Annotated in this window: 17 protein-coding genes; 6 read left to right on the top strand and 11 right to left on the bottom strand. The window is 48.4% G+C overall.

Features of this window, described 5'->3' with window-relative positions; all coding sequences use genetic code 11:
* Window positions 1-98: 98 nt before the first annotated feature.
* Window positions 99-1,247: a site-2 protease family protein gene (locus H8K36_RS08960; RefSeq protein ID WP_186915994.1), complete on the top strand. Its 1,149-nt coding sequence runs from the start codon at window positions 99-101 to the stop codon at window positions 1,245-1,247.
* 81 nt (window positions 1,248-1,328) lie between these two features.
* Here the strand turns inward: H8K36_RS08960 and H8K36_RS08965 are convergent, their stop codons facing one another.
* The 9 genes from H8K36_RS08965 to H8K36_RS09005 form a co-directional block, all read right to left on the bottom strand.
* Window positions 1,329-4,484 (bottom strand): S9 family peptidase, encoded by a 3,156-nt coding sequence (locus tag H8K36_RS08965; protein ID WP_186915993.1) that lies wholly within the window; start codon window positions 4,482-4,484, stop codon window positions 1,329-1,331.
* 51 nt (window positions 4,485-4,535) lie between these two features.
* The gene (locus H8K36_RS08970; protein WP_186915992.1) at window positions 4,536-5,303 is read right to left on the bottom strand and encodes a hypothetical protein; all 768 of its coding nucleotides are present in this window, start codon (window positions 5,301-5,303) and stop codon (window positions 4,536-4,538) included.
* A gap of 77 nt (window positions 5,304-5,380) precedes the next feature.
* Window positions 5,381-5,986, bottom strand: coding sequence for a 3'-5' exonuclease (locus tag H8K36_RS08975; protein ID WP_186915991.1), 606 nt, complete (start codon window positions 5,984-5,986; stop codon window positions 5,381-5,383).
* A 69-nt stretch (window positions 5,987-6,055) separates the two neighbouring features.
* Window positions 6,056-6,853 (bottom strand): ABC transporter substrate-binding protein, encoded by a 798-nt coding sequence (locus tag H8K36_RS08980; protein WP_186915990.1) that lies wholly within the window; start codon window positions 6,851-6,853, stop codon window positions 6,056-6,058.
* Window positions 6,854-6,884: 31 nt separating this feature from the next.
* On the bottom strand, window positions 6,885-7,550 hold the full coding sequence (locus H8K36_RS08985; RefSeq protein ID WP_186915989.1) for an ATP-binding cassette domain-containing protein: 666 nt from the start codon (window positions 7,548-7,550) through the stop codon (window positions 6,885-6,887).
* Window positions 7,547-8,266 carry an ABC transporter permease gene (locus H8K36_RS08990; RefSeq protein WP_329604218.1) on the bottom strand — a complete coding sequence of 240 codons (720 nt, stop codon included), beginning with the start codon at window positions 8,264-8,266 and terminating at the stop codon, window positions 7,547-7,549. Before H8K36_RS08990 ends, H8K36_RS08985 begins: the two co-directional genes overlap by 4 nt.
* A gap of 192 nt (window positions 8,267-8,458) precedes the next feature.
* Window positions 8,459-9,229: a head GIN domain-containing protein gene (locus H8K36_RS08995; protein ID WP_186915988.1), complete on the bottom strand. Its 771-nt coding sequence runs from the start codon at window positions 9,227-9,229 to the stop codon at window positions 8,459-8,461.
* Between the two features lie 81 nt (window positions 9,230-9,310).
* The gene (locus H8K36_RS09000) at window positions 9,311-9,658 is read right to left on the bottom strand and encodes a hypothetical protein (protein WP_186915987.1); all 348 of its coding nucleotides are present in this window, start codon (window positions 9,656-9,658) and stop codon (window positions 9,311-9,313) included.
* Window positions 9,659-9,831: 173 nt separating this feature from the next.
* On the bottom strand, window positions 9,832-10,692 hold the full coding sequence (locus H8K36_RS09005) for a c-type cytochrome (protein WP_186915986.1): 861 nt from the start codon (window positions 10,690-10,692) through the stop codon (window positions 9,832-9,834).
* Between the two features lie 282 nt (window positions 10,693-10,974).
* Between H8K36_RS09005 and glyQ the strand changes: the two genes are divergently transcribed.
* The 5 genes from glyQ (at window position 10,975) to H8K36_RS09030 (ending at window position 16,571) form a co-directional block, all read left to right on the top strand.
* On the top strand, window positions 10,975-11,934 hold the full coding sequence (glyQ, locus tag H8K36_RS09010; protein WP_186915985.1) for a glycine--tRNA ligase subunit alpha: 960 nt from the start codon (window positions 10,975-10,977) through the stop codon (window positions 11,932-11,934).
* 31 nt (window positions 11,935-11,965) lie between these two features.
* The gene (gene glyS / locus H8K36_RS09015) at window positions 11,966-14,053 is read left to right on the top strand and encodes a glycine--tRNA ligase subunit beta (RefSeq protein ID WP_186915984.1); all 2,088 of its coding nucleotides are present in this window, start codon (window positions 11,966-11,968) and stop codon (window positions 14,051-14,053) included.
* Between the two features lie 67 nt (window positions 14,054-14,120).
* Window positions 14,121-14,684: a D-glycero-beta-D-manno-heptose 1,7-bisphosphate 7-phosphatase gene (gmhB, locus tag H8K36_RS09020; RefSeq protein WP_186915983.1), complete on the top strand. Its 564-nt coding sequence runs from the start codon at window positions 14,121-14,123 to the stop codon at window positions 14,682-14,684.
* A 75-nt stretch (window positions 14,685-14,759) separates the two neighbouring features.
* On the top strand, window positions 14,760-15,494 hold the full coding sequence (locus H8K36_RS09025) for a lysophospholipid acyltransferase family protein (protein WP_186915982.1): 735 nt from the start codon (window positions 14,760-14,762) through the stop codon (window positions 15,492-15,494).
* Between the two features lie 141 nt (window positions 15,495-15,635).
* Window positions 15,636-16,571: a M48 family metallopeptidase gene (locus H8K36_RS09030; RefSeq protein WP_186915981.1), complete on the top strand. Its 936-nt coding sequence runs from the start codon at window positions 15,636-15,638 to the stop codon at window positions 16,569-16,571.
* A gap of 87 nt (window positions 16,572-16,658) precedes the next feature.
* Here the strand turns inward: H8K36_RS09030 and H8K36_RS09035 are convergent, their stop codons facing one another.
* Together H8K36_RS09035 and H8K36_RS09040 are read right to left on the bottom strand one after the other, a co-directional pair.
* Window positions 16,659-17,198, bottom strand: a complete 540-nt coding sequence (locus H8K36_RS09035) for a DUF2059 domain-containing protein (protein ID WP_186915980.1) — start codon at window positions 17,196-17,198, stop codon at window positions 16,659-16,661.
* Between the two features lie 36 nt (window positions 17,199-17,234).
* Window positions 17,235-18,194 carry a succinylglutamate desuccinylase/aspartoacylase family protein gene (locus tag H8K36_RS09040; protein ID WP_186915979.1) on the bottom strand — a complete coding sequence of 320 codons (960 nt, stop codon included), beginning with the start codon at window positions 18,192-18,194 and terminating at the stop codon, window positions 17,235-17,237.
* Window positions 18,195-18,236 lie beyond the last annotated feature (42 nt).

Consider the following 18,236-nt stretch of genomic DNA (forward strand, 5'->3'; position numbering starts at 1 on the left):
TTTTGTTTTCAGAAAAATGACGAGAAGTCCGGTTTTACCCTAAAATCTCGGCATTCATGCACATCTGTGCTGTTGTGAACTACATTTAGGAATACATTTTGGAACTCTTGCATATTGATTGTCTCGGTAAGCCATTGCGCTTGCGCGCCTCGATGGCTGGTTGGCAGCAACTAAGCTGGGACACCCACATCGTTGCTGAACAACCGGCAACTGGCTACAGCGAAGGTCATTTTAGTCACGCATTTGAGATTCAAATCGCGGCGCCGAGTAACACACCGAACGACAACGCAATCCCGAACGATGCAACGCCGGCACTACCGCAACTCGCGCGAGTTCGTTTGGAAGTCGATCTACAATGGCAAGACTTCAAATGTAACTATCAGTTATTTGTGAACGATGAACTGGTATCGAGCGGTACTCGTAACGCGACAGACATGCAGCAAAGTGCGCCGCAACCCGCGCCAGACAGTATTAAACTCAAAACACGCGGCAATAGCTTTGGCTTATTTGCAATGCTGCTCAAGCTTCTCCAAAGCGCCAAATTCGTCAAGGTAGCATTGGCTGGTCTCACTTTAGCAACCTATAGTGCGATCTTCTCGTTTCAGTTTGCACTTGCATTGATCGCGTGTCTCGTTGTACATGAATATGGGCACGTTCACGCCATGAAACATTTCGGCATCAAGACCAAGGGCTTTTATTTGATCCCATTTTTCGGTGGCATGGCGCTGACCGATGAGAAAATCAACACGCGCTGGCAAGATGTGGTGATCTCGATCATGGGACCAACCTTTGGCCTTATCCTATCCTTGATCTTGTGGGGAGTTTATCTTGTCACCGACAACATCTTCATCGCCAATCTCGCCAACTTCAATGCTTTCCTCAACCTGATCAATCTGATTCCAGTATTGCCGCTCGATGGTGGACATGTCGTCAAGAGCGTTTCCTTCTCCGCCAGTACCCGTATCGCGACAATTTTGCTATCTCTCGGTACCGTACTAGGAATTTTCATAAGCTATCAACTAGGTCTATTCTTTCTTGCCTTTGTATTGTTCATAGGCACCTTGGATATCGTGGTTGAATGGCGTCAGCGCCATCATAGTTTGCTCTTGCCAATGAACCGCTACGGGCAGATCGTATCGGTGGTTTGGTATGTCGCTACCATGGCTATTTTGGTTGGCATTATTTGGCACTTTGCACAAACAGGCGACCCCTTACTCTCCTCACCCTTTGCTATTCTCAAGAATTAATCGCAAGAATTCAGCAAACTCAGCTCAAATAAAAAAGGCTCAGAATATTTTCTGAGCCTTTTAATTTTTTATTACAACAATCTACTTACTGTCTGCTTTCACTGCCGGCTTTGCTTCAGGGGTTTTAAACATTCCCATTACATCCCGCTTACCGCGTTCGAGATAAGGTACAGGCTTGTCCATCCACTCAGGGCGCGCTTTGCCGAGTAAATAATGGTCAAAAAACTCTCCCATGTGTACCGTGAAATGCTTGATATTGTCGCGATCACGAAGTCCATGTTTCTCGCCATTGTAGTTGAACCAATAAGCCTCTTTATTCAAACGGCGCAGGGCGGAGAAAAACTCAATCGCTTGATACCAAGGCACAGCATCATCATCGTCATTGTGTACTGTTAAGTAAGGTGTCTTCACTTTATCAATTTGGAATATCGGTGAATTTTCCACGTACTTCGACGTACTATCCCAAGGAGTGCCACCAATACGACTCTGGCCACGTTCGTATTGGAACGCACGACTCACACCAGCGCCCCAACGAATGCCACCATAACCGCTGACCATATTTGCCATCGATGCGCCGGCCTCAGCCGCGCGGAACATATCGGTACGCGTCAACAGATAGTTGATTTGATATGCGCCCCAGCTATGTCCCTGAATACCGACACGTTTCGGGTCTACGTAGCCTTGCGCCAAAACAGTTTTGACCGCAGGTAGAACGGTGTTCAGTGCGCTCTTTCCAGGGTAACCTGTGGTGTAGACGATATCTGGACGTAGCACGATATAGCCATTACTGACGTAACGCGTGACGTTGATATTTTGTGCTGGTGATGGTGGTACATAACGATGTAAGTTATCGGTCATCTTTTCATAGATATAGACCATCATCGGATATTTCTTTTTCGGGTCGAAATTCTCCGGCTTCGCAATCAGTGCCTTCAATTTCTTACCATCGGCGCTGACGTATTCGATCTGCTCTTGCGTACCCCAATTGAATTGTTCTTGCTGTGGATTAGCCTGGCTAATTTTATCCACTTTAGCAAAATTTAAACGACTACTCCACAAATCTGGGAACTCGGTAAAACTCTGCTGGGTAAAGAGAATGCGGTCACTATCTTTCGCCTTCAGTACGTTAGAAATCAATTTATCAGCATAGATTAAACGGCTCGGTGCGCCAGGCTGTTTTGGATCGAGCTGATAGTATCCGGTCGCATGGGTGACATCATGCTCTGCCGACAGCAACCACGGTTGATCAGAAGGTAAAGCCTTACTTTCTGGTGAACGTTTGTTATCGCCCAAATATACGTAGCGCAATGCTGTTTGATTTTTCTTTCCCCAACCCGAAGTCAAGTTCTTGCTGGCTTTATCAGCGAGATTCACTGACCACAGATCGAATTGATCATACAAGACCACGGTCGCATCATTTTCTGTCCAACCAGCGACGCCGTATGGTGGTTTGAGATCCGGCGTATCACGCTCTTGGTCTTCAAAGCGAGTTTTGATTTGACTGCTAATCTCTTGCTTTTTACCGGTACTTGTATCGTAAGTCCACCATTGACTCTTCACACCATCAAAGCTCAACAGGAACTTACCTGCGGGTGAAAGTTGCGGCATGAACGCTGCTTTTTCGATCAGCATCTTGGACTGGCCATTACGCAAATCGACTGCATAGGCGTCGTAATATAATTTATCCCAAGACATCAAATGACGGTAAGGTAAACTGCTAATACCGAGCGCAAATTGCGCGTTTTCATTGACCATCAATTGCGGCATATTTTTATTCGCCAGTTGGATGAAACGGCGATCACTCAGATGTACCACTGCACGATAATTGCGTTGTTTATCACGCTCAGCATTGACCTTTTGCACTGACTGCAACTCTGGATCCTTCCAATGCCAAAGGTCGACTTTCATTGGCTCGGGTGCATTCTTAGGATCTGGTTTCGCGACCTCCGCAGTACTCAAGAACAAACGTTGTCCGTCTTTACTAAAGACGAGATCTGCATGTTCACTGGGTGCCCAATTCAAAGGCATGCCAGGACTAGTCGCATCGACCACCAATTGCGCAGAACCAGTTGCATCAGTCCACAGATACAAGGCAAATTGCGCCGGAGTAGTGTCTGCTTTATCTTCCGCTTTAGCAGCGGGTTTACTCGCCGCAATGTCGGCGCCTTTATCGCCAGCCTTAGCTTTCGATTCTTGCGCCTTCTTCTTCGCTTGATCATCGCGATTGGTCAAGAAAGCGAGTTGCTTACCTTCGTCGTCGAAACGCAGATGCTTATAACTGCCTGCACCACTTAATAAGGCACGCGAACTCGCTTCAGACGTTTGGAAAACATACACACCTTCAGATTCAGGATTACTTACAATTGCAACGTCTTTTACCTCGGTCTCCGCGGATTTAACTACATCTTTTGGCGCCTCTTTACCTACCTCCCTCGCAGGCTCTTTCACAGACACTGAATAAGCCAAAACTGAACCAGACTTATTCCAGACAAAATCAGCCACATCTTTCAAGCTATGCTTTTTGTTAGCAACCAAGTCCCACACGAGCAACTCTGTTCCTGCCTCTTTCTTTTTTGCAGCGCCTGTGGCACCAGCAGCCCCAGTAGCTTGGTCTTGCTCAGCATCGTCCGCATCTTTCGCTATTGGCGCAGCATCTTTCTTACTGTCTTTCACTGCTTCCAACAAAACAGCAAGGAAATTTCCACCTTCTTCAGGCACACTGAATTTCTTCACGCGTTCAAGGCTTTCGACTTTACCCGTGGCCAAATCCATGAAACCCACGCCAGGCTTAGGCGCATCCTCCGGCTTTTTCTTTTCCTTCTTCGCCTTATCGAGATCAGCTCGGGTCGGCGCAATGGCGAATACTAGGTAATTTCCATCGGACGTAAAAACTGGTGTGATGCCACGCGGGGAACGCCATTCACGGCCATCCTGCAAATTCTTAACCACCACTTCACCGTCAGACTCTTGTCCATGCAGAGCGTATGCCGCCCAGATACCATCTCGGCTAAGGACAGGCGTTTGTATGCTACGCCAAGTGGCATAGACATCATGCGTGATCATTTTTTTTACGCCATTTTGAATGGCGGTTTCGGCCTTTGGCTTACTCCCTACCGTATCTTGTGCCAAGCCTGCCGAGCTCAGCGACAGGCCAAGCACTAAGGCAATCGCTGTTACGCCGATCTTACTGCCAGTCCAATGCAACTGCTTCGCAGTGCTGAAAACGTTTGTTTGCATCAATTTCTCCATCTTAAGTCAGCACTGCGTAATAGGCATGTGCTGTTTTCCTTAACCTTGAATTTGCAAAGTTTTGACAACCTTGCCTTCACCTTTTTCGCCCATACCGGAACCGCTGTTTTTATTCTCTTTCTTTACCGCGACTAAGCGATCGCCGACCACGCCATATACCCACTCCTCTTCATTCTTGAGATCAAAACTGACCACCAAGAATGCACGGCCGTGAACATTTTGAGCACTGCGACTCGCTAAAGGCGTGCCATCAGCGGCTATCCACACGTCAAGTGAGCCTTCAAATTTTTTCATGTACTTGCGATCGCGCTCCGGCAACTTGTCCATCGATAATTCGAAGTTCAGTACACGCGCAGGCTTACCGCCGTAGGTATCATTGCGTTCGCCCTTGAAGTTTGCTTTATCCATAATGCGGCTTAAAGACGAAGCTGCAAATAGCATAGGACGTAAGGCGGACGAGTTGACCTCGCTCAAGGCGCTTAGTGTAGGAGTCTTGGCTTTACTGTCTTTTTCTTTCAGGCGCTCTTCTGCCTCGAGTTTGCTCAGCATATCTTTGCTGTACAAGACTTGTAAGCCACGCGCGCCTTCTTCCAAGCTCACTACGGCATGACCAGCATTTTCCTCAGCGTCCTTGCCGTCCCCTTGACGATTCCAGGTCCGAGCCTCGACCACAGCTTTTAAAGGAGTTTGACCTTGCAGGCGCGCCAAAGCTGACTTCAAGTCAGACAAGCCATCAGCGTGGGCCATGCTACTCAGTAGAGATAAAAACAGGCTGGAGACCAGCGCTGTGCGAATATTTGTTTGCATACCTATCCTTCAATTCGATGTTCGTTCGCCTAAACTCTCGCGTGATGCCGTCAACGTCGTGTAGACATCTTCGACCATCAAGACTTGCGAGAGTTCCCATCTACCTGTAAGGACGCAAGATATACTAATAACGCCGATTGTGCATCATCGGCAGCGTATTTCAATTGCTTTTGATTTAAGGTCAATGCAGACCAGTTAGAAGTAGAAATCCGTTTGGATTTTTGTAAGACTTGTCCAAAGTACTTTTCTACAGCGGCTTTCGCCCCCATCTGACGTTTGCGGTCGGTGCTCAAGGAACGAGACAAATCAAGCACTTTTTGTACTTTGACCCCTAATTTATTGAGTAACCGTTGATTATCATCGCCTAGCCCAAAGCCCACTTTGAGAATGTCTGGCGATTCCAGTACCTCTTTCAACAACGCACGCGCTAACTCGACTTGAGCTTGCGTTACGATAGGAAAGAGGAATGCCCATTCTGGTGTCGCTAATTGCACCAGGTGTGGACCATCTGAATCTTGTCCACGCATAAACACCGGCTTAGACTCTGTATCGAATCCGAGCACTGCTTCGGCTGTCAAATACAGGCGTGCTCGCTGTAAGCTCTGATCATCACTTACTAGTATGATCTTTTGCTCTGGAATGCCAGCATAGCTCGGCAATTGCAGTTCAGGGGTTTCACTCATGCGCCACCTTGAGAACAATGTCGTGGTTATGCATTTCGATCTGCCTCGACCTTATTTGTATCGCTGTACTCATTGAGGACTAACAAAGAAAACCTGCTCACCGTTGATTTTAAATGCCGCGATCTGTTTGCGCCCTGCCTCTGAAGTCAGCCATTGGATCAAACTCATCGCACCTTTGTAATTAATATCTTTGTATTTGGCTGGATTAACGGCAATCACACCATAGGGGTTACGCATTTTTTCATCGCCCTCAAACAGAATCTTTAAACCTGTTTTCGCTTTGTAGGCGTAGTAAGTTGCACGATCACTCAGTGTATATGCTTGCATTTCCGCACTCATATTCAGCACTTCACCCATGCCTAAGCCTGCAGAAACATAGGCTGCACCTTTCGGTTTATCGCCCAAAAGTTTCCAATACTTTTGCTCCATGACTTCGGTGCCAGAGTTGTCGCCACGAGAGACAAATCCCTGTTTAGCATCAACGATTTTCTTCAGCGCCTGCATTAAGTCTTTCTCTTTCTTCACGCCAGCAGGGTCATTTTCAGGCCCAACGATGACGAAGTCGTTAAACATGACGTCACGTCGATTCACGCCATGGCCGGCGGCGACAAATTGATCTTCGGCTTCACGTGCATGCACTAGAGCGACATCCACATCACCATTTTTGGCGAGCTCGAGTGCTTTCCCTGTTCCGACGGCGATCACCTGTACCTTAAATTTGGATTCGGCTTCGAATGCAGGCAAGATCGCTTTCAACAAACCCGAGTTTTCAGTGCTGGTGGTGGTCGACAACTTTAATATCTCTTGCGCCCATGTCGGCAAACTCAACGCAGCCAACAAACATAACACTATGTATTTAGATTTCACGGTGACTCCTGACGGTGGCGGTATTCATTTCTCAATCGCTATTGTCGCGTACTTCTATTTTCCCTGCTCGTAACTTTAAATGCTGTGTTTGTGGGAGATGAATCAAATCTCTATCGTGGCAGGCCATCAGCACCGTCTTCCCTTCGTTAATTAAATCGGGAATCAAGGCTATCACTTGCTCGCGCGCGATTCCATCGAGATTCGAAGTTGGCTCATCAAGTAGCAATAAGCGTGGCTCCAAAACCTTAGCTCGCGCTAGCGCAATTTTTTGTTTTTCACCGCCCGATAGACCTTGCGGGAAACGATCACGAATCGCTTGCAATCCTGTCCAAGCTAAGGCTTCTTCCGTTTTTTTCTGCACTTCTGCGCGGGGTAAGGATCGCAAGCGCAAACCATACGAAATATTATCTGCCACACTCATCTGAAACATGATTGGATGCTGATGCACGTACACAATCTCGGCGCGCAAATGAGCTGGGTAGCGATTCCATGTCAGTGCTTGGCCGCACCACTCTGCGTGCTCAATGTCGGCTAATTCAAGGCCTGCCAAAATACGCATCAACACTGTTTTTCCAACGCCATTCACGCCGGTCAGGACATAAGCACTTGCCTGCTCTAATTGAAAATTATCCATCTCAAGCAAGGCTTGATCACCAAAAGATTTACGTAGTTTTTTTATGCTTAGGAGCACACTCATCGCACGCCCCCCGATTTTCCAAGATCGCCTTGTACGAACAGCAGTGCTGCATTCATCAACAGTGCGAAACACAACAACACGAGACCCAGTGCGATGCCTTGCGCAAATTCACCTTTGCTGGTTTCTAAAGCAATCGCTGTGGTCATTGTTCTAGTCGCGCCAGCGATATTGCCGCCGACCATCATGGCGCAGCCGACTTCTGAAATGACGCGCCCAAAAGCATGAATGAGTGCTGCTACGACAGCGAAGCGGCATTCAATTAGCAAACGCCACATGACTTGAGTTGGCGTAGCTCCCAGAGAAACGGCTGTTTCTGCCAGCCTAGGGTCACTACTTTGTACCGCACTCATCACGAATGCCACAATGATCGGAAACGCCATTAAGGCTTGGCCGAGAACTAGGGCTTTGCTGGTGAATAACCAATGCCACTGACCTAATGCACCATGGCGCGATAGCAGCATGTACAACAGCAAACCGATGAGCACTGTAGGAAAGGCTAAACTCGTTTGCAACAGCCAAACTAAGAAACGGCGACCGCGAAAAGAGCTCACCGCCATCGCATATCCACAGACAATAGCGAACGGTGAAGCAATTAAAAGCGCAAGCACAGAAGTGCGCATTGATAAAGCAACGATGCCCCATAAATCAGCATCACCTTGCAACAATAACTGCAAGGCGCTCAGAAATGCCTGAAACAATCCGGAATCACTACTCACGGCCTCTCCCTTGAAGGGGATTGGTACAAGTGAGTAACGAAAGAAAATAAAGGAAATAACATACTGTCATCATAGAGAAGGCAGCCTGAAAGCGCAATCTCCTAGCAAACAGATATCAGTTCAACCGCCAATAAAAAAACGACCGGTGCTCAGCACACGCGGTCGCTTTTTTATTATTCCAGTTGGTATTCGTTATGGTGCAGAGCCTTTACGGGTGACGTTACCACTGCCACCGATATTCTTTGTCACACGTGGGTCACCGTAGTAATTCACGCTACCAGAGCCACCGATACTAACGTTCAAGTTGTCGGTTGCCCAAGTTTCTACGCTACCACTGCCACCGATACTGATACGGACATCTTTTGCTGCCAATTTACCCAGATTAAGCTCGCCCGATCCGCCAATGGAACCCGAAATCTGCGACACATTACCATTCGCCGTAAAACTCCCACTGCCACCAATCGTCGCGCGCAGAGTATCTGCTTTCAAGTCTTGAATCAAAATATCGCCTGAGCCACCGACACGAATTTTCAAATCGCCAGCAACAATTTTCGTGCTACTCACTTTGCCCGAATTTTCCAGCGCAAGATCATCGATTTTTTTCACATTGACGATGACATTAAAAGTCCGTGTTTTAGGATAAACATTTTTTTCTTTAGTGCGAATCTTCAAGGTATTGCCTTCAACCACCACATCCAACATCGCTTGAATATTGTCATCGGTTTCGACTTGTACACTCTCTGTATCGCCTTGCTTCAACTCCACTTTAGCGGGAACAGCGATCGCCACAGCGCGGAAATCTTTCACGACAAATTCCTGCTTGATGATTTTGCCTGAGCCTTCAACTGACTTACCCCAACTTCCAAGCCATTCAGCACTGGCCGGAGCACTGCAAAAAGCAAGAGTAGTAAGGCCTGCAACACTCGCGAGCAGCATATGACGGCGCGTGAATAAAGTTTTCATGTTTTTCCCCAACAGTGTAGTGTGAATTCAGAAGACTGACTCACCGCCCATCACAATGTGGCAGTGAGTCGTTTTATTCGTTTATGCAGCTCTAGGCTTAGTTCTGAACAAGCAGTAGATCGCATAGATAATCAAGAATGGGAACAACAGGGGTAAAGCTGCTAAAGCAAAAGAACCTAGTACCATTGCCAAGACGACGACCAACATCAGAGCAACGCCGACTAACACTAAACCCGTCACACTCAACGCCAAGACGATGGCAACAAACGCAACCACAGCAGCAATCAAGATGCCCGCAATACCGCCGACATCGCCAATTTCTTCACCATCAATCACAATGTGTGAACCGCCTGAAGCAAACAGTCCTAACACTAACAATGTAAATAAGACAGCAAAACCGATCATCAAATTACGTTTATTGGCATTCATGATATTCCCCTCGTTTTAATGAAGCACTCAGTAATGGGATCGCTGTTCAATTGTTTGCGCTTTCCCGATGACTGCAGTGTAGAGAAAGCCTAAGCCGCCTTCCAGCGACTTGCGACAAACTGCAAAAAACGCGGTGTAAAGCGTCAATTACTTAGAAAACCGAGGGAATATTGCTACTTGGCTGCTGCCATATGCTTCAAATACACTAACAAATCGTCGAGCTGACCTGGGCTAATCGTCTTTTCATCGAAGCCTGGCATCAGTGAGGTTTTCCAAGCTCTGACGGACGAAGGCTGACGTATCAACTTGCGCAGAAACTTCTTTTGAAAGTATGCGGTCGGGCTATAGGGTTGATTCAGGTCTGGACCAATCGACGCATCCCCTCCACCGTTCAAGGTATGGCAAACCGCACAATTCTTGACGTAAACCTGCAGGCCTTTCAAGGCCTGAGCATAAGTCGCGGATGGCGACGGTTTCGGAACCATCTGAGGGAAACGCTGCGTCAGTGGCTGTTCGACGCTGATTTTCACGACCTGGTAAGGCCATTGCTCGCTGCTGATTTTTCCAGCTTCCGGGCTAAACCAGACCAAATAAAAGGGCCCCGCGCTCGCAGTTTTCTGCGGATTATTCGCATCAATTGGCGGCCAAGGCTGTTGCTCAGACTCGATCGCAATATAAGCCTGCCCCTTCCCTGCGACATCTTTTCCCGCAATGTTAGCGACGAAACCATCACTGGCAACAAACTGTATCGTTTCATATTGAGCTGCATTGGGCATCAGTTTCGACATGGCAACGGCCTGATAGCGCATCGGCCGCTTATAAGCGGAATCCTGCGCAATCGCGATGGTCTGTGCCTGTGCTAATAAAGCCGCACGACTCCAAGTTTGGGATTTGTCGCCTTGTTTGATCTCAAGACTTGGTTCGCCATTCTGCGCAAAGGCGTACGAATTCGGCAGTAGTGCGCCCACGCTCAAGACACTGGCCAGCAACACGGCCGTTCCACGGAAAATTCTAAGGTAGGGGCTCAAATTCATATTTTGCTCACATCGATGGAGGAAATTAGGGCGAATATTGACCACCCATCATAGCAGCTAGTGCTGCAAAACTTACAAAAAAGCTATGCTGATTCATTTAAGAAAAAGTAATTGTCGAGAATTCTAGTCATTCGGCTCGAAAACGTGGCGAAAAGCTAAGCTGCAGACCCCGCTTCAGCCCAAAAGGCTTTAAAATGGAAGGTTTGAAAAATCACGTGTTTCTCAGGCACAAATGCCTCGTTTCTTGAAGCACAACCATCACAGCACAAAGGCAGAAGAGCTATGCTCACATTTCAACAAATTATTTTGACCTTACAAGATTATTGGGACAAACAAGGCTGCGCATTGTTGCAACCTATCGATATGGAAGTCGGCGCCGGCACTTCGCATACGGGCACTTTCTTACGTGCGATTGGTCCTGAGCCTTGGCGCGCTGCCTACGTGCAACCATCCCGCCGCCCTAAAGATGGCCGTTATGGTGAAAACCCAAATCGTCTGCAACATTACTACCAATACCAAGTCGTATTGAAACCAGCCCCAGAAAATATTCTGGACTTGTACTTGGGTTCTTTGAAAGCCTTGGGTCTCGACTTGCAACAAAACGATATTCGCTTCGTTGAAGATGACTGGGAAAATCCAACGCTGGGCGCTTGGGGCTTGGGCTGGGAAGTCTGGTTGAACGGCATGGAAGTGACGCAATTCACTTACTTCCAACAAGTGGGCGGTATCGACTGCAAACCGATTCTAGGTGAAATCACTTACGGTATTGAACGTTTGGCCATGTATCTGCAAGGTGTAGAAAACGTCTACGACCTAGTTTGGACAGAACGCGAAGAGAACGGCAAAACGGTGCGCCTGTCTTACGGCGACGTTTTCCATCAAAACGAGGTCGAACAATCGACCTTTAACTTCGAATATTCCAATACTGACTTCTTGTTTTCTTTATTCACCAACTACGAAGCCGAAGCAAAGCGCTTACTCGAAGTCACAGAAAAATCTCTGGCTTTGCCTGCTTACGAAATGATCTTGAAAGCAGCGCATACCTTCAACTTGTTGGATGCTCGCGGTGCAATCTCCGTCACTGAGCGTGCAGCTTATATTGGCCGCATTCGTAATTTGTCACGCGCTGTTGCTGCAGCCTACTACGCCTCACGCGAAGCGCTCGGCTTCCCGATGTGCGCAGCAGATGACAAGCACAAGCCTGCACCTGTAGCTGCAGCTGTCGCTTCCGAAACAGCTTAAGCAAGAATAGACGAACCGAATTGAGATCAACATGAATCAAACATTATTAGTTGAATTATTTACAGAAGAATTACCACCAAAAGCCTTGGCCAAATTGGGTGAAGCCTTTGCTGCTGGCATCGTCAATGGCTTGAAATCACGTGATTTTTTGGAAGCCGATTCCGTTGCTACGAGCTTTGCATCACCGCGCCGTTTGGCAGTCAGTATTAGCAATGTGCGCGGTACATCACCAGACAAACAAATGCGTGAGAAGGTCTTGCCGGTTTCGGTCGCGATCGATGCTAACGGCAATGCAACAGCACCACTCGCCAAGAAACTCGCCGCATTAGGCTTCCCTAACTTGCAAGTTTCTGACTTAGAACGTGCTGTTGACGGCAAAGCAGAAAGCTTTTTCTATAGCTACACGGCAAAAGGAACAGCGTTGGTCGGAGCTCTTCATAATTCAATAGAAGAAGCAATCGAAAAATTGCCAATTCCAAAATTGATGACATACCAACGCCCTAACGGTGATTCAGTAAAATTTGTTCGGCCAGTGCACAGCATCGTTGCCCTTCATGGGGCCGACGTTGTTAAAACCGGAGGGCACCTCGGGCTCATCCCGGGCCGCATCACCCACGGTCACCGTTTCTTGTCCGCGGGTCAAGTCACGATCAATCATGCTGATGACTACAACCGTGCATTGAAAGAAGAAGGCAAAGTGACGGCCAACGTCACGGAACGTAAAGAACAAATTCGCCAAGCTTTGCTAGCGAAAGCCAATGGCGATCAAGTCTTGATGCCAGAATCTTTACTGGATGAAGTAGCGGCTTTAGTCGAATGGCCAGTGGTCTACGAATGCCATTTCGAACAAGAGTTCTTGGCCGTCCCGCAAGAATGCTTGATTCTGACCATGCAAACCAATCAAAAGTATTTCGCCGTGACTGATGCTGCGGGCAAATTACGTTCACGCTTTTTGATCGTCTCCAACTTAGCGACAGACACACCTGAGCACATCATTCAAGGTAATGAGCGCGTCGTGCGCCCACGTTTGTCCGATGCGAAGTTCTTCTTCGAACAAGATAAGAAGAAATCCTTGGCCGATCGTCTGCCCTTGTTAGCAAACGTGGTCTACCACAACAAACTCGGTAGCCAAGCAGAACGTACACAACGCGTTAAAACTTTGGCGGGCAATATCGCGCAATTGTTAGGTGCAGATGTCGCCTTAGCGGAACGCGGTGCCTTATTGGCGAAAGCTGACTTGTTGACCGACATGGTCGGTGAGTTCCCCGAACTGCAAGGCATCATGGGCACTTACTATGCGACGCACGATGGCGAACACGCTGACGTGGCTGCTGCCGCATCCGAGCACTATCAACCTCGTTTCGCGGGCGATGCTTTACCAGCGACCGCGACAGGTACTGCCGTTGCACTGGCCGACAAACTCGAAACTCTGGTGGGTATCTGGGGCATCGGTTTGCAACCAACGGGCGATAAAGATCCATTCGCCTTACGTCGTCACGCGCTCGGCATCTTGCGCATGTTGGTCGAAAAACGCTTAGCGATTTCTTTGGAAGCCTTAATCTCGGCAGCAACAACACTGTTTGCAGGCAACGCCAATTTCAAAGACCCAAGCGCTGACGTATTGGCGTTCTTGTATGACCGCTTGCGCGGCCAATTGCGTGATCGCGGCTTCTCACAAAGTGAAGTAGAAGCAGTGGTCGCGCAAAACCCAGATACTTTGAATAACATCGTTGAGCGTCTACAAGCGGTACAAAGTTTCGCAGCATTGCCAGAATCAGCCTCTTTAGCGGCAGCGAACAAACGTATTACCAACATCCTGAAGAAAGCCGAAGGCAAACCAGGCGAGATCAATCCTAGTCTCTTGCAAGAAGCGGCTGAACAAGCACTCTACAAAGCAATGGTTGATGTGAAACCAAGTGTCGACTCCGCTTACGCAGCGGGTGACTTTACCGGCGCCTTGAAAACTTTGGCAGCATTGCGTGAAGGTGTTGATGCTTTCTTCAACGATGTAATGGTCAACGCTGAAGATTTAGCCTTGCGTAATAATCGTTTGGCTTTATTGGCTTCGCTGCATGGCATGTTGAACCAAGTCGCGGATATTTCTAAGTTGGCTGCGTAGATCTAAGCATATTTCCTCTCCCATGGGCGGGAGAGAGAGCTTTAAACTGAAATTCTGGGAAACCAAAATGACACCACCCAAACTCATCATCCTCGACCGCGATGGCGTCATTAATCATGACTCAGACGCTTTCATCAAATCACCTGATGAATGGCATGTGATTCCTGGTTCAGCGCAAGCGATTGCACGCTTGAATCAAGCCGGTTATACGGTGGTGGTGGCGACGAATCAATCGGGCGTATCGCGTAAATTGTTCAGTATGTCGACTTTAAATGCGATACATCAAAAGATGCACGCGACAGTCGAGCAAGTTGGTGGCAATATCGATGCTGTATTTTTCTGCCCGCATAGCGCAGACGATAATTGCGATTGCCGCAAACCTAAGCCTGGCATGCTCAATGAGATCGCGCGTCGCTACAATGTGTCGCTCAAAGGTGTGCACTGCGTAGGCGATTCTTTGCGTGACCTGCAATCGGGTTTTGTTGTCGGTTGTTTGCCGAACTTGGTACTCACCGGTAAAGGCCAAGGCACGATGGATAAGGGTGGCTTGCCACCAGGCTCGCAAATTCATTCTGATTTAGCGGCAATGGTAGATGCCCTACTCAGCGCTGAGGCTTCAGCGAACGAATAAAGGGCTTAGCTTTTCACTTGAACTTGTTGGCTAATAAGTATTAACAAAAATTATTTTTAGAAATTCAGGAATACCATGTTTTCAGCATTTTGCTTTATCCGCTCGTTGATATTCTCTCTTGTCATCGCCCTCGCGACCGTCATTTGGGCGCCGATTTGCTTTCTGTTTGCGCCGCTCCCTTACAACCAGCGCTATTGGGCTACCGCGCGCTGGAACGTTTTCATCATCTGGGCGGCAAAAGTTATTTGCGGCATTCGTTACGAAACACGCGGTTTTGAAAACTTTCCTGATGGCCCGGTGATTGTTTTGTCCAAGCACCAATCTGCTTGGGAAACCATCTTCCTGCTAATGGCAACGCCACGCCCATTGGTGTTTGTCTTCAAGAAATCGATTCTGTACATTCCCTTCTTCGGTTGGGCAATCGCCTTGATGAAGATGATTCCCATTGATCGCAACAAAGGTAAAGATGCATTTGCCCAAGTCGTTAAAATTGGCGGCCAACGCTTGGCTGATGGACAATGGGTAATTATGTTCCCAGAAGGTACACGTATTCCTGTTGGCGAAAAAGGTAATTACAAGGGCGGCGGAACACGTTTGGCAATTGAAACGAAAACACCGGTAATTCCTATCGCACTTAATTCCGGCGAATGCTGGCCTAAAAATTCTTTCATCAAACGCCCAGGCACGATTACCGTATCGGTAGGCAAACCTATTGAACCGGGCAATATGAATGCGACCGAAATGATGGCAAAAGTGGAAGAGTGGATAGAAGCTGAAATGCGCGTCATTTCACCTAATGTATATAAGTAAAGCAGATTCACTACCCATTTTTCTACCTAAAGCGCCGTCACTACACGGCGCTTTTGTTTTTCCGTGAGTGGCAACCTTCATTCAGAAAATTTGCTATGATGAAGTCACAATCACGCAGCAATCGATTTGATTTTGGGCACTATGGCAGCACATAAACCTTCTTTCCTCAATAGCTTACAACGCGCGCTTCAACTCGACTTATTTGGCGATTTGTTTGCGGTTGAGCGAAAGTCTGCACCACCACTCCCAAAGTCTCCGCAACGTTCACCACAGCAGCCCAAGCATAATGCAGGGCGCCCTGCCCCATACGCGCAATCACCGAACGCCGCTCCCGAAACAGAAGGACGCTTGCGTCAGATCTTACTTGGTGACGTCGCCTTGGAATACACACTACGTCGTTCCAAACGCCGCAGCATAGGATTCTTGATCGGCGATGATGGCCTTCGCATCACCGCACCAAAATGGGTAACGCTACACGACATCGAACAAGCAATCATCGAAAAACAAGAATGGATTTTGAAGCACTTGCGCGCGAAACGCGAACAGCAAAGTCAAAAACAAGCCGCACAACTACGCTTCGAAGAGGGCGCGACCATACAATTGCTGGGCGATGCTTTTCGTCTGCGCTTTGAACTCGGTCGCAGCAAGATCACGCTTGATCAGGCGAATACCGAATTGCTGATACAACTGCCCGTCGAGCCAGAAGATCCACTGCACGAATCCATGTGCCGAACGCGATTAAAAGCGTGGCTGCAACAACAAGCGAAACTCATCTTTAGTCAGCGCATGCCAGAGCTCGCGCAAGAACTCGGCGTTGATTACAAACATATGCAACTGAGCTCGGCAGGCACGCGCTGGGGCTCATGCACCTCCAATGGCGTGATCCGCTTAAACTGGCGCTTAGTGCACCTAGACCCCGATCTCATCGATTACGTTATCGCCCACGAACTTGCGCACCGCATAGAAATGAATCACAGCCCTGCTTTCTGGGCTACGGTGGGACGGATTTACCCGCACTATGATCAGGCACGAAAGCGTTTGAAAGAAGTGGCTGTGAGTGGGTTGCCGATGGTTTAGGTTAGTGTGCTGGTGTGAGGGTTTAACGTTGAGCTCAGCGAACTGCAGGACTGTTTGCTCGGCTCAGTTAACGCTGGGTTGTGCGTATCATTTTTCAGTAGCCTTCTTTGCAAGCTCATTGAGGCGCCGGTTAAAGTTTGCGTCGGCGATCGGGATTTGCTTTGCATTCAATCGTCCCAATTCTTGATAGAAATTCCGAGAAGCGATCTTGTGTGCAGAAATAAGACGCTGCCCCGACGCTGTTGAATAGAAACGGATAGCTTCACGTAATTCCTGCGAAGAAAGTTCCGCTTCATATGCACGAGCCATCGCGTCCAAGAACTCACTTTGTGTTGGCCTTTCGCAAGCTTGTTGGTAATAGAGCTCGTAAGCTTTGACAACCTCAGGCCATAGCTTGCTTCCAGGGCGGATACCATAAAACCGATCTGGATTTTGGCGCATTAGCGATTCAGGTGTAACTGCTTTCGCGGCAGCGATACATTGACTTTGATAATCAATATGCTGCTCAGAATAACGCATAAGCGCTACGAATTGCTTTGCAAGTTCGCCTGTAGTGGTGTCGGCGCTTGCAACAAAACAAGGGGCGAAACCAAGAAGGACTACAAAAGACCGGAGAGCGTTATTCATAACTGGCATTCTACGCAATTCAATTACACAACATAATCAAGCTTTTCGCTGCAATCGTTCCGTCCGCCGCGCCAAATAAAACCATTCCGTTCCCACTTGCGCATGTGTATCAGGGAACACGATGTAGCCATCAATCTCCGCCAGCACCGCACTACCATCAGCGCGCGTGCCGATTTGGTCGCCTGCTTTCAAGGCGTCAAAACTACGCCAATCGCGACTGAATTCATCGTTCTCGTGTAGGCGATCGACCACGTGATAGAGGCTTAGCATTTCCGCTTGTGCGCGCGCGGCGGCGAGATCTGTGGCTTGTGCAAAATCGAGTAGGTCATAATGGTGTAGCGCATTGCGAATCGCGCGATAGGCGACTTCTGGCGCATGTGGGTCGAGATGGGAGCCACACTCCAAAGTCAACGCACGGCCACCGACGGAGCGCATGTATTCCGTCGTACCAACACCAAATTTCCATTGGTCGCTTTTGCCATGGGTGCTGAGCCATCGGCTATAGGTTCCTAGCCAACCATCGACATAACGTTGCACGCCAAGGCACAGTGCAAAGTCTTCTTCTTCGCGGGCTTGAGTGAAGGGTTCGATCGTCCCTTGATTATCTTCAGGGCCCATCATCGCAAAGGCTTGACCCGCATCACGGAAGGAGTGCAAATCAAGCAGAATTTCATGCTGCGCCATCAGTGGGCACAGCCAATTCGCTACCGCATCCTCAAACTCCTGTACTTCGGTGGTCGGTTGCAAACAACGATTCAGATTACGATCACCAAAACGAGATTGCTGGGCGTAGGCCTTCGCATTAGCAACGGGGACAAACGTCACTAAGCCACGCTTTAACAATAGCTGTCCACTGTCGAACTCTTGAATGATGCGGCGAATGGCCTGCGTACCGCAAGTCTCGTCGCCGTGCACCGCACCGCTGATCAAGAGTCGAGGGCCGGCTTGCGGTGAGGCAAATTGGTAGCTTTGAAATTGATAAGGGAACTGGGACATAAATCACTAGTCAGTACTGAAAATGAGGAAAATGCGTTGCTT

The organism is Affinundibacterium nitidum (genome assembly GCF_014284155.1).
GTDB classification, from domain to species: Bacteria; Pseudomonadota; Gammaproteobacteria; order Burkholderiales; family Burkholderiaceae_D; genus Undibacterium; species Undibacterium nitidum.

Bases quoted from the DNA above. Each gene is read 5' to 3' on its own strand.
- H8K36_RS08965 (WP_186915993.1), bottom strand. From the start codon at position 4,484: ATGCAAACAAACGTTTTCAGCACTGCGAAGCAGTTGCATTGGACTGGC.
- H8K36_RS08970 (WP_186915992.1), bottom strand. From the start codon at position 5,303: ATGCAAACAAATATTCGCACAGCGCTGGTCTCCAGCCTGTTTTTATCT.
- H8K36_RS08975 (WP_186915991.1), bottom strand. From the start codon at position 5,986: ATGAGTGAAACCCCTGAACTGCAATTGCCGAGCTATGCTGGCATTCCA.
- H8K36_RS08985 (WP_186915989.1), bottom strand. From the start codon at position 7,550: ATGAGTGTGCTCCTAAGCATAAAAAAACTACGTAAATCTTTTGGTGAT.
- H8K36_RS08995 (WP_186915988.1), bottom strand. From the start codon at position 9,229: ATGAAAACTTTATTCACGCGCCGTCATATGCTGCTCGCGAGTGTTGCA.
- H8K36_RS09000 (WP_186915987.1), bottom strand. From the start codon at position 9,658: ATGAATGCCAATAAACGTAATTTGATGATCGGTTTTGCTGTCTTATTT.
- H8K36_RS09005 (WP_186915986.1), bottom strand. From the start codon at position 10,692: ATGAATTTGAGCCCCTACCTTAGAATTTTCCGTGGAACGGCCGTGTTG.
- glyQ (WP_186915985.1), top strand. From the start codon at position 10,975: ATGCTCACATTTCAACAAATTATTTTGACCTTACAAGATTATTGGGAC.
- glyS (WP_186915984.1), top strand. From the start codon at position 11,966: ATGAATCAAACATTATTAGTTGAATTATTTACAGAAGAATTACCACCA.
- gmhB (WP_186915983.1), top strand. From the start codon at position 14,121: ATGACACCACCCAAACTCATCATCCTCGACCGCGATGGCGTCATTAAT.
- H8K36_RS09025 (WP_186915982.1), top strand. From the start codon at position 14,760: ATGTTTTCAGCATTTTGCTTTATCCGCTCGTTGATATTCTCTCTTGTC.
- H8K36_RS09030 (WP_186915981.1), top strand. From the start codon at position 15,636: ATGGCAGCACATAAACCTTCTTTCCTCAATAGCTTACAACGCGCGCTT.
- H8K36_RS09035 (WP_186915980.1), bottom strand. From the start codon at position 17,198: ATGAATAACGCTCTCCGGTCTTTTGTAGTCCTTCTTGGTTTCGCCCCT.
- H8K36_RS09040 (WP_186915979.1), bottom strand. From the start codon at position 18,194: ATGTCCCAGTTCCCTTATCAATTTCAAAGCTACCAATTTGCCTCACCG.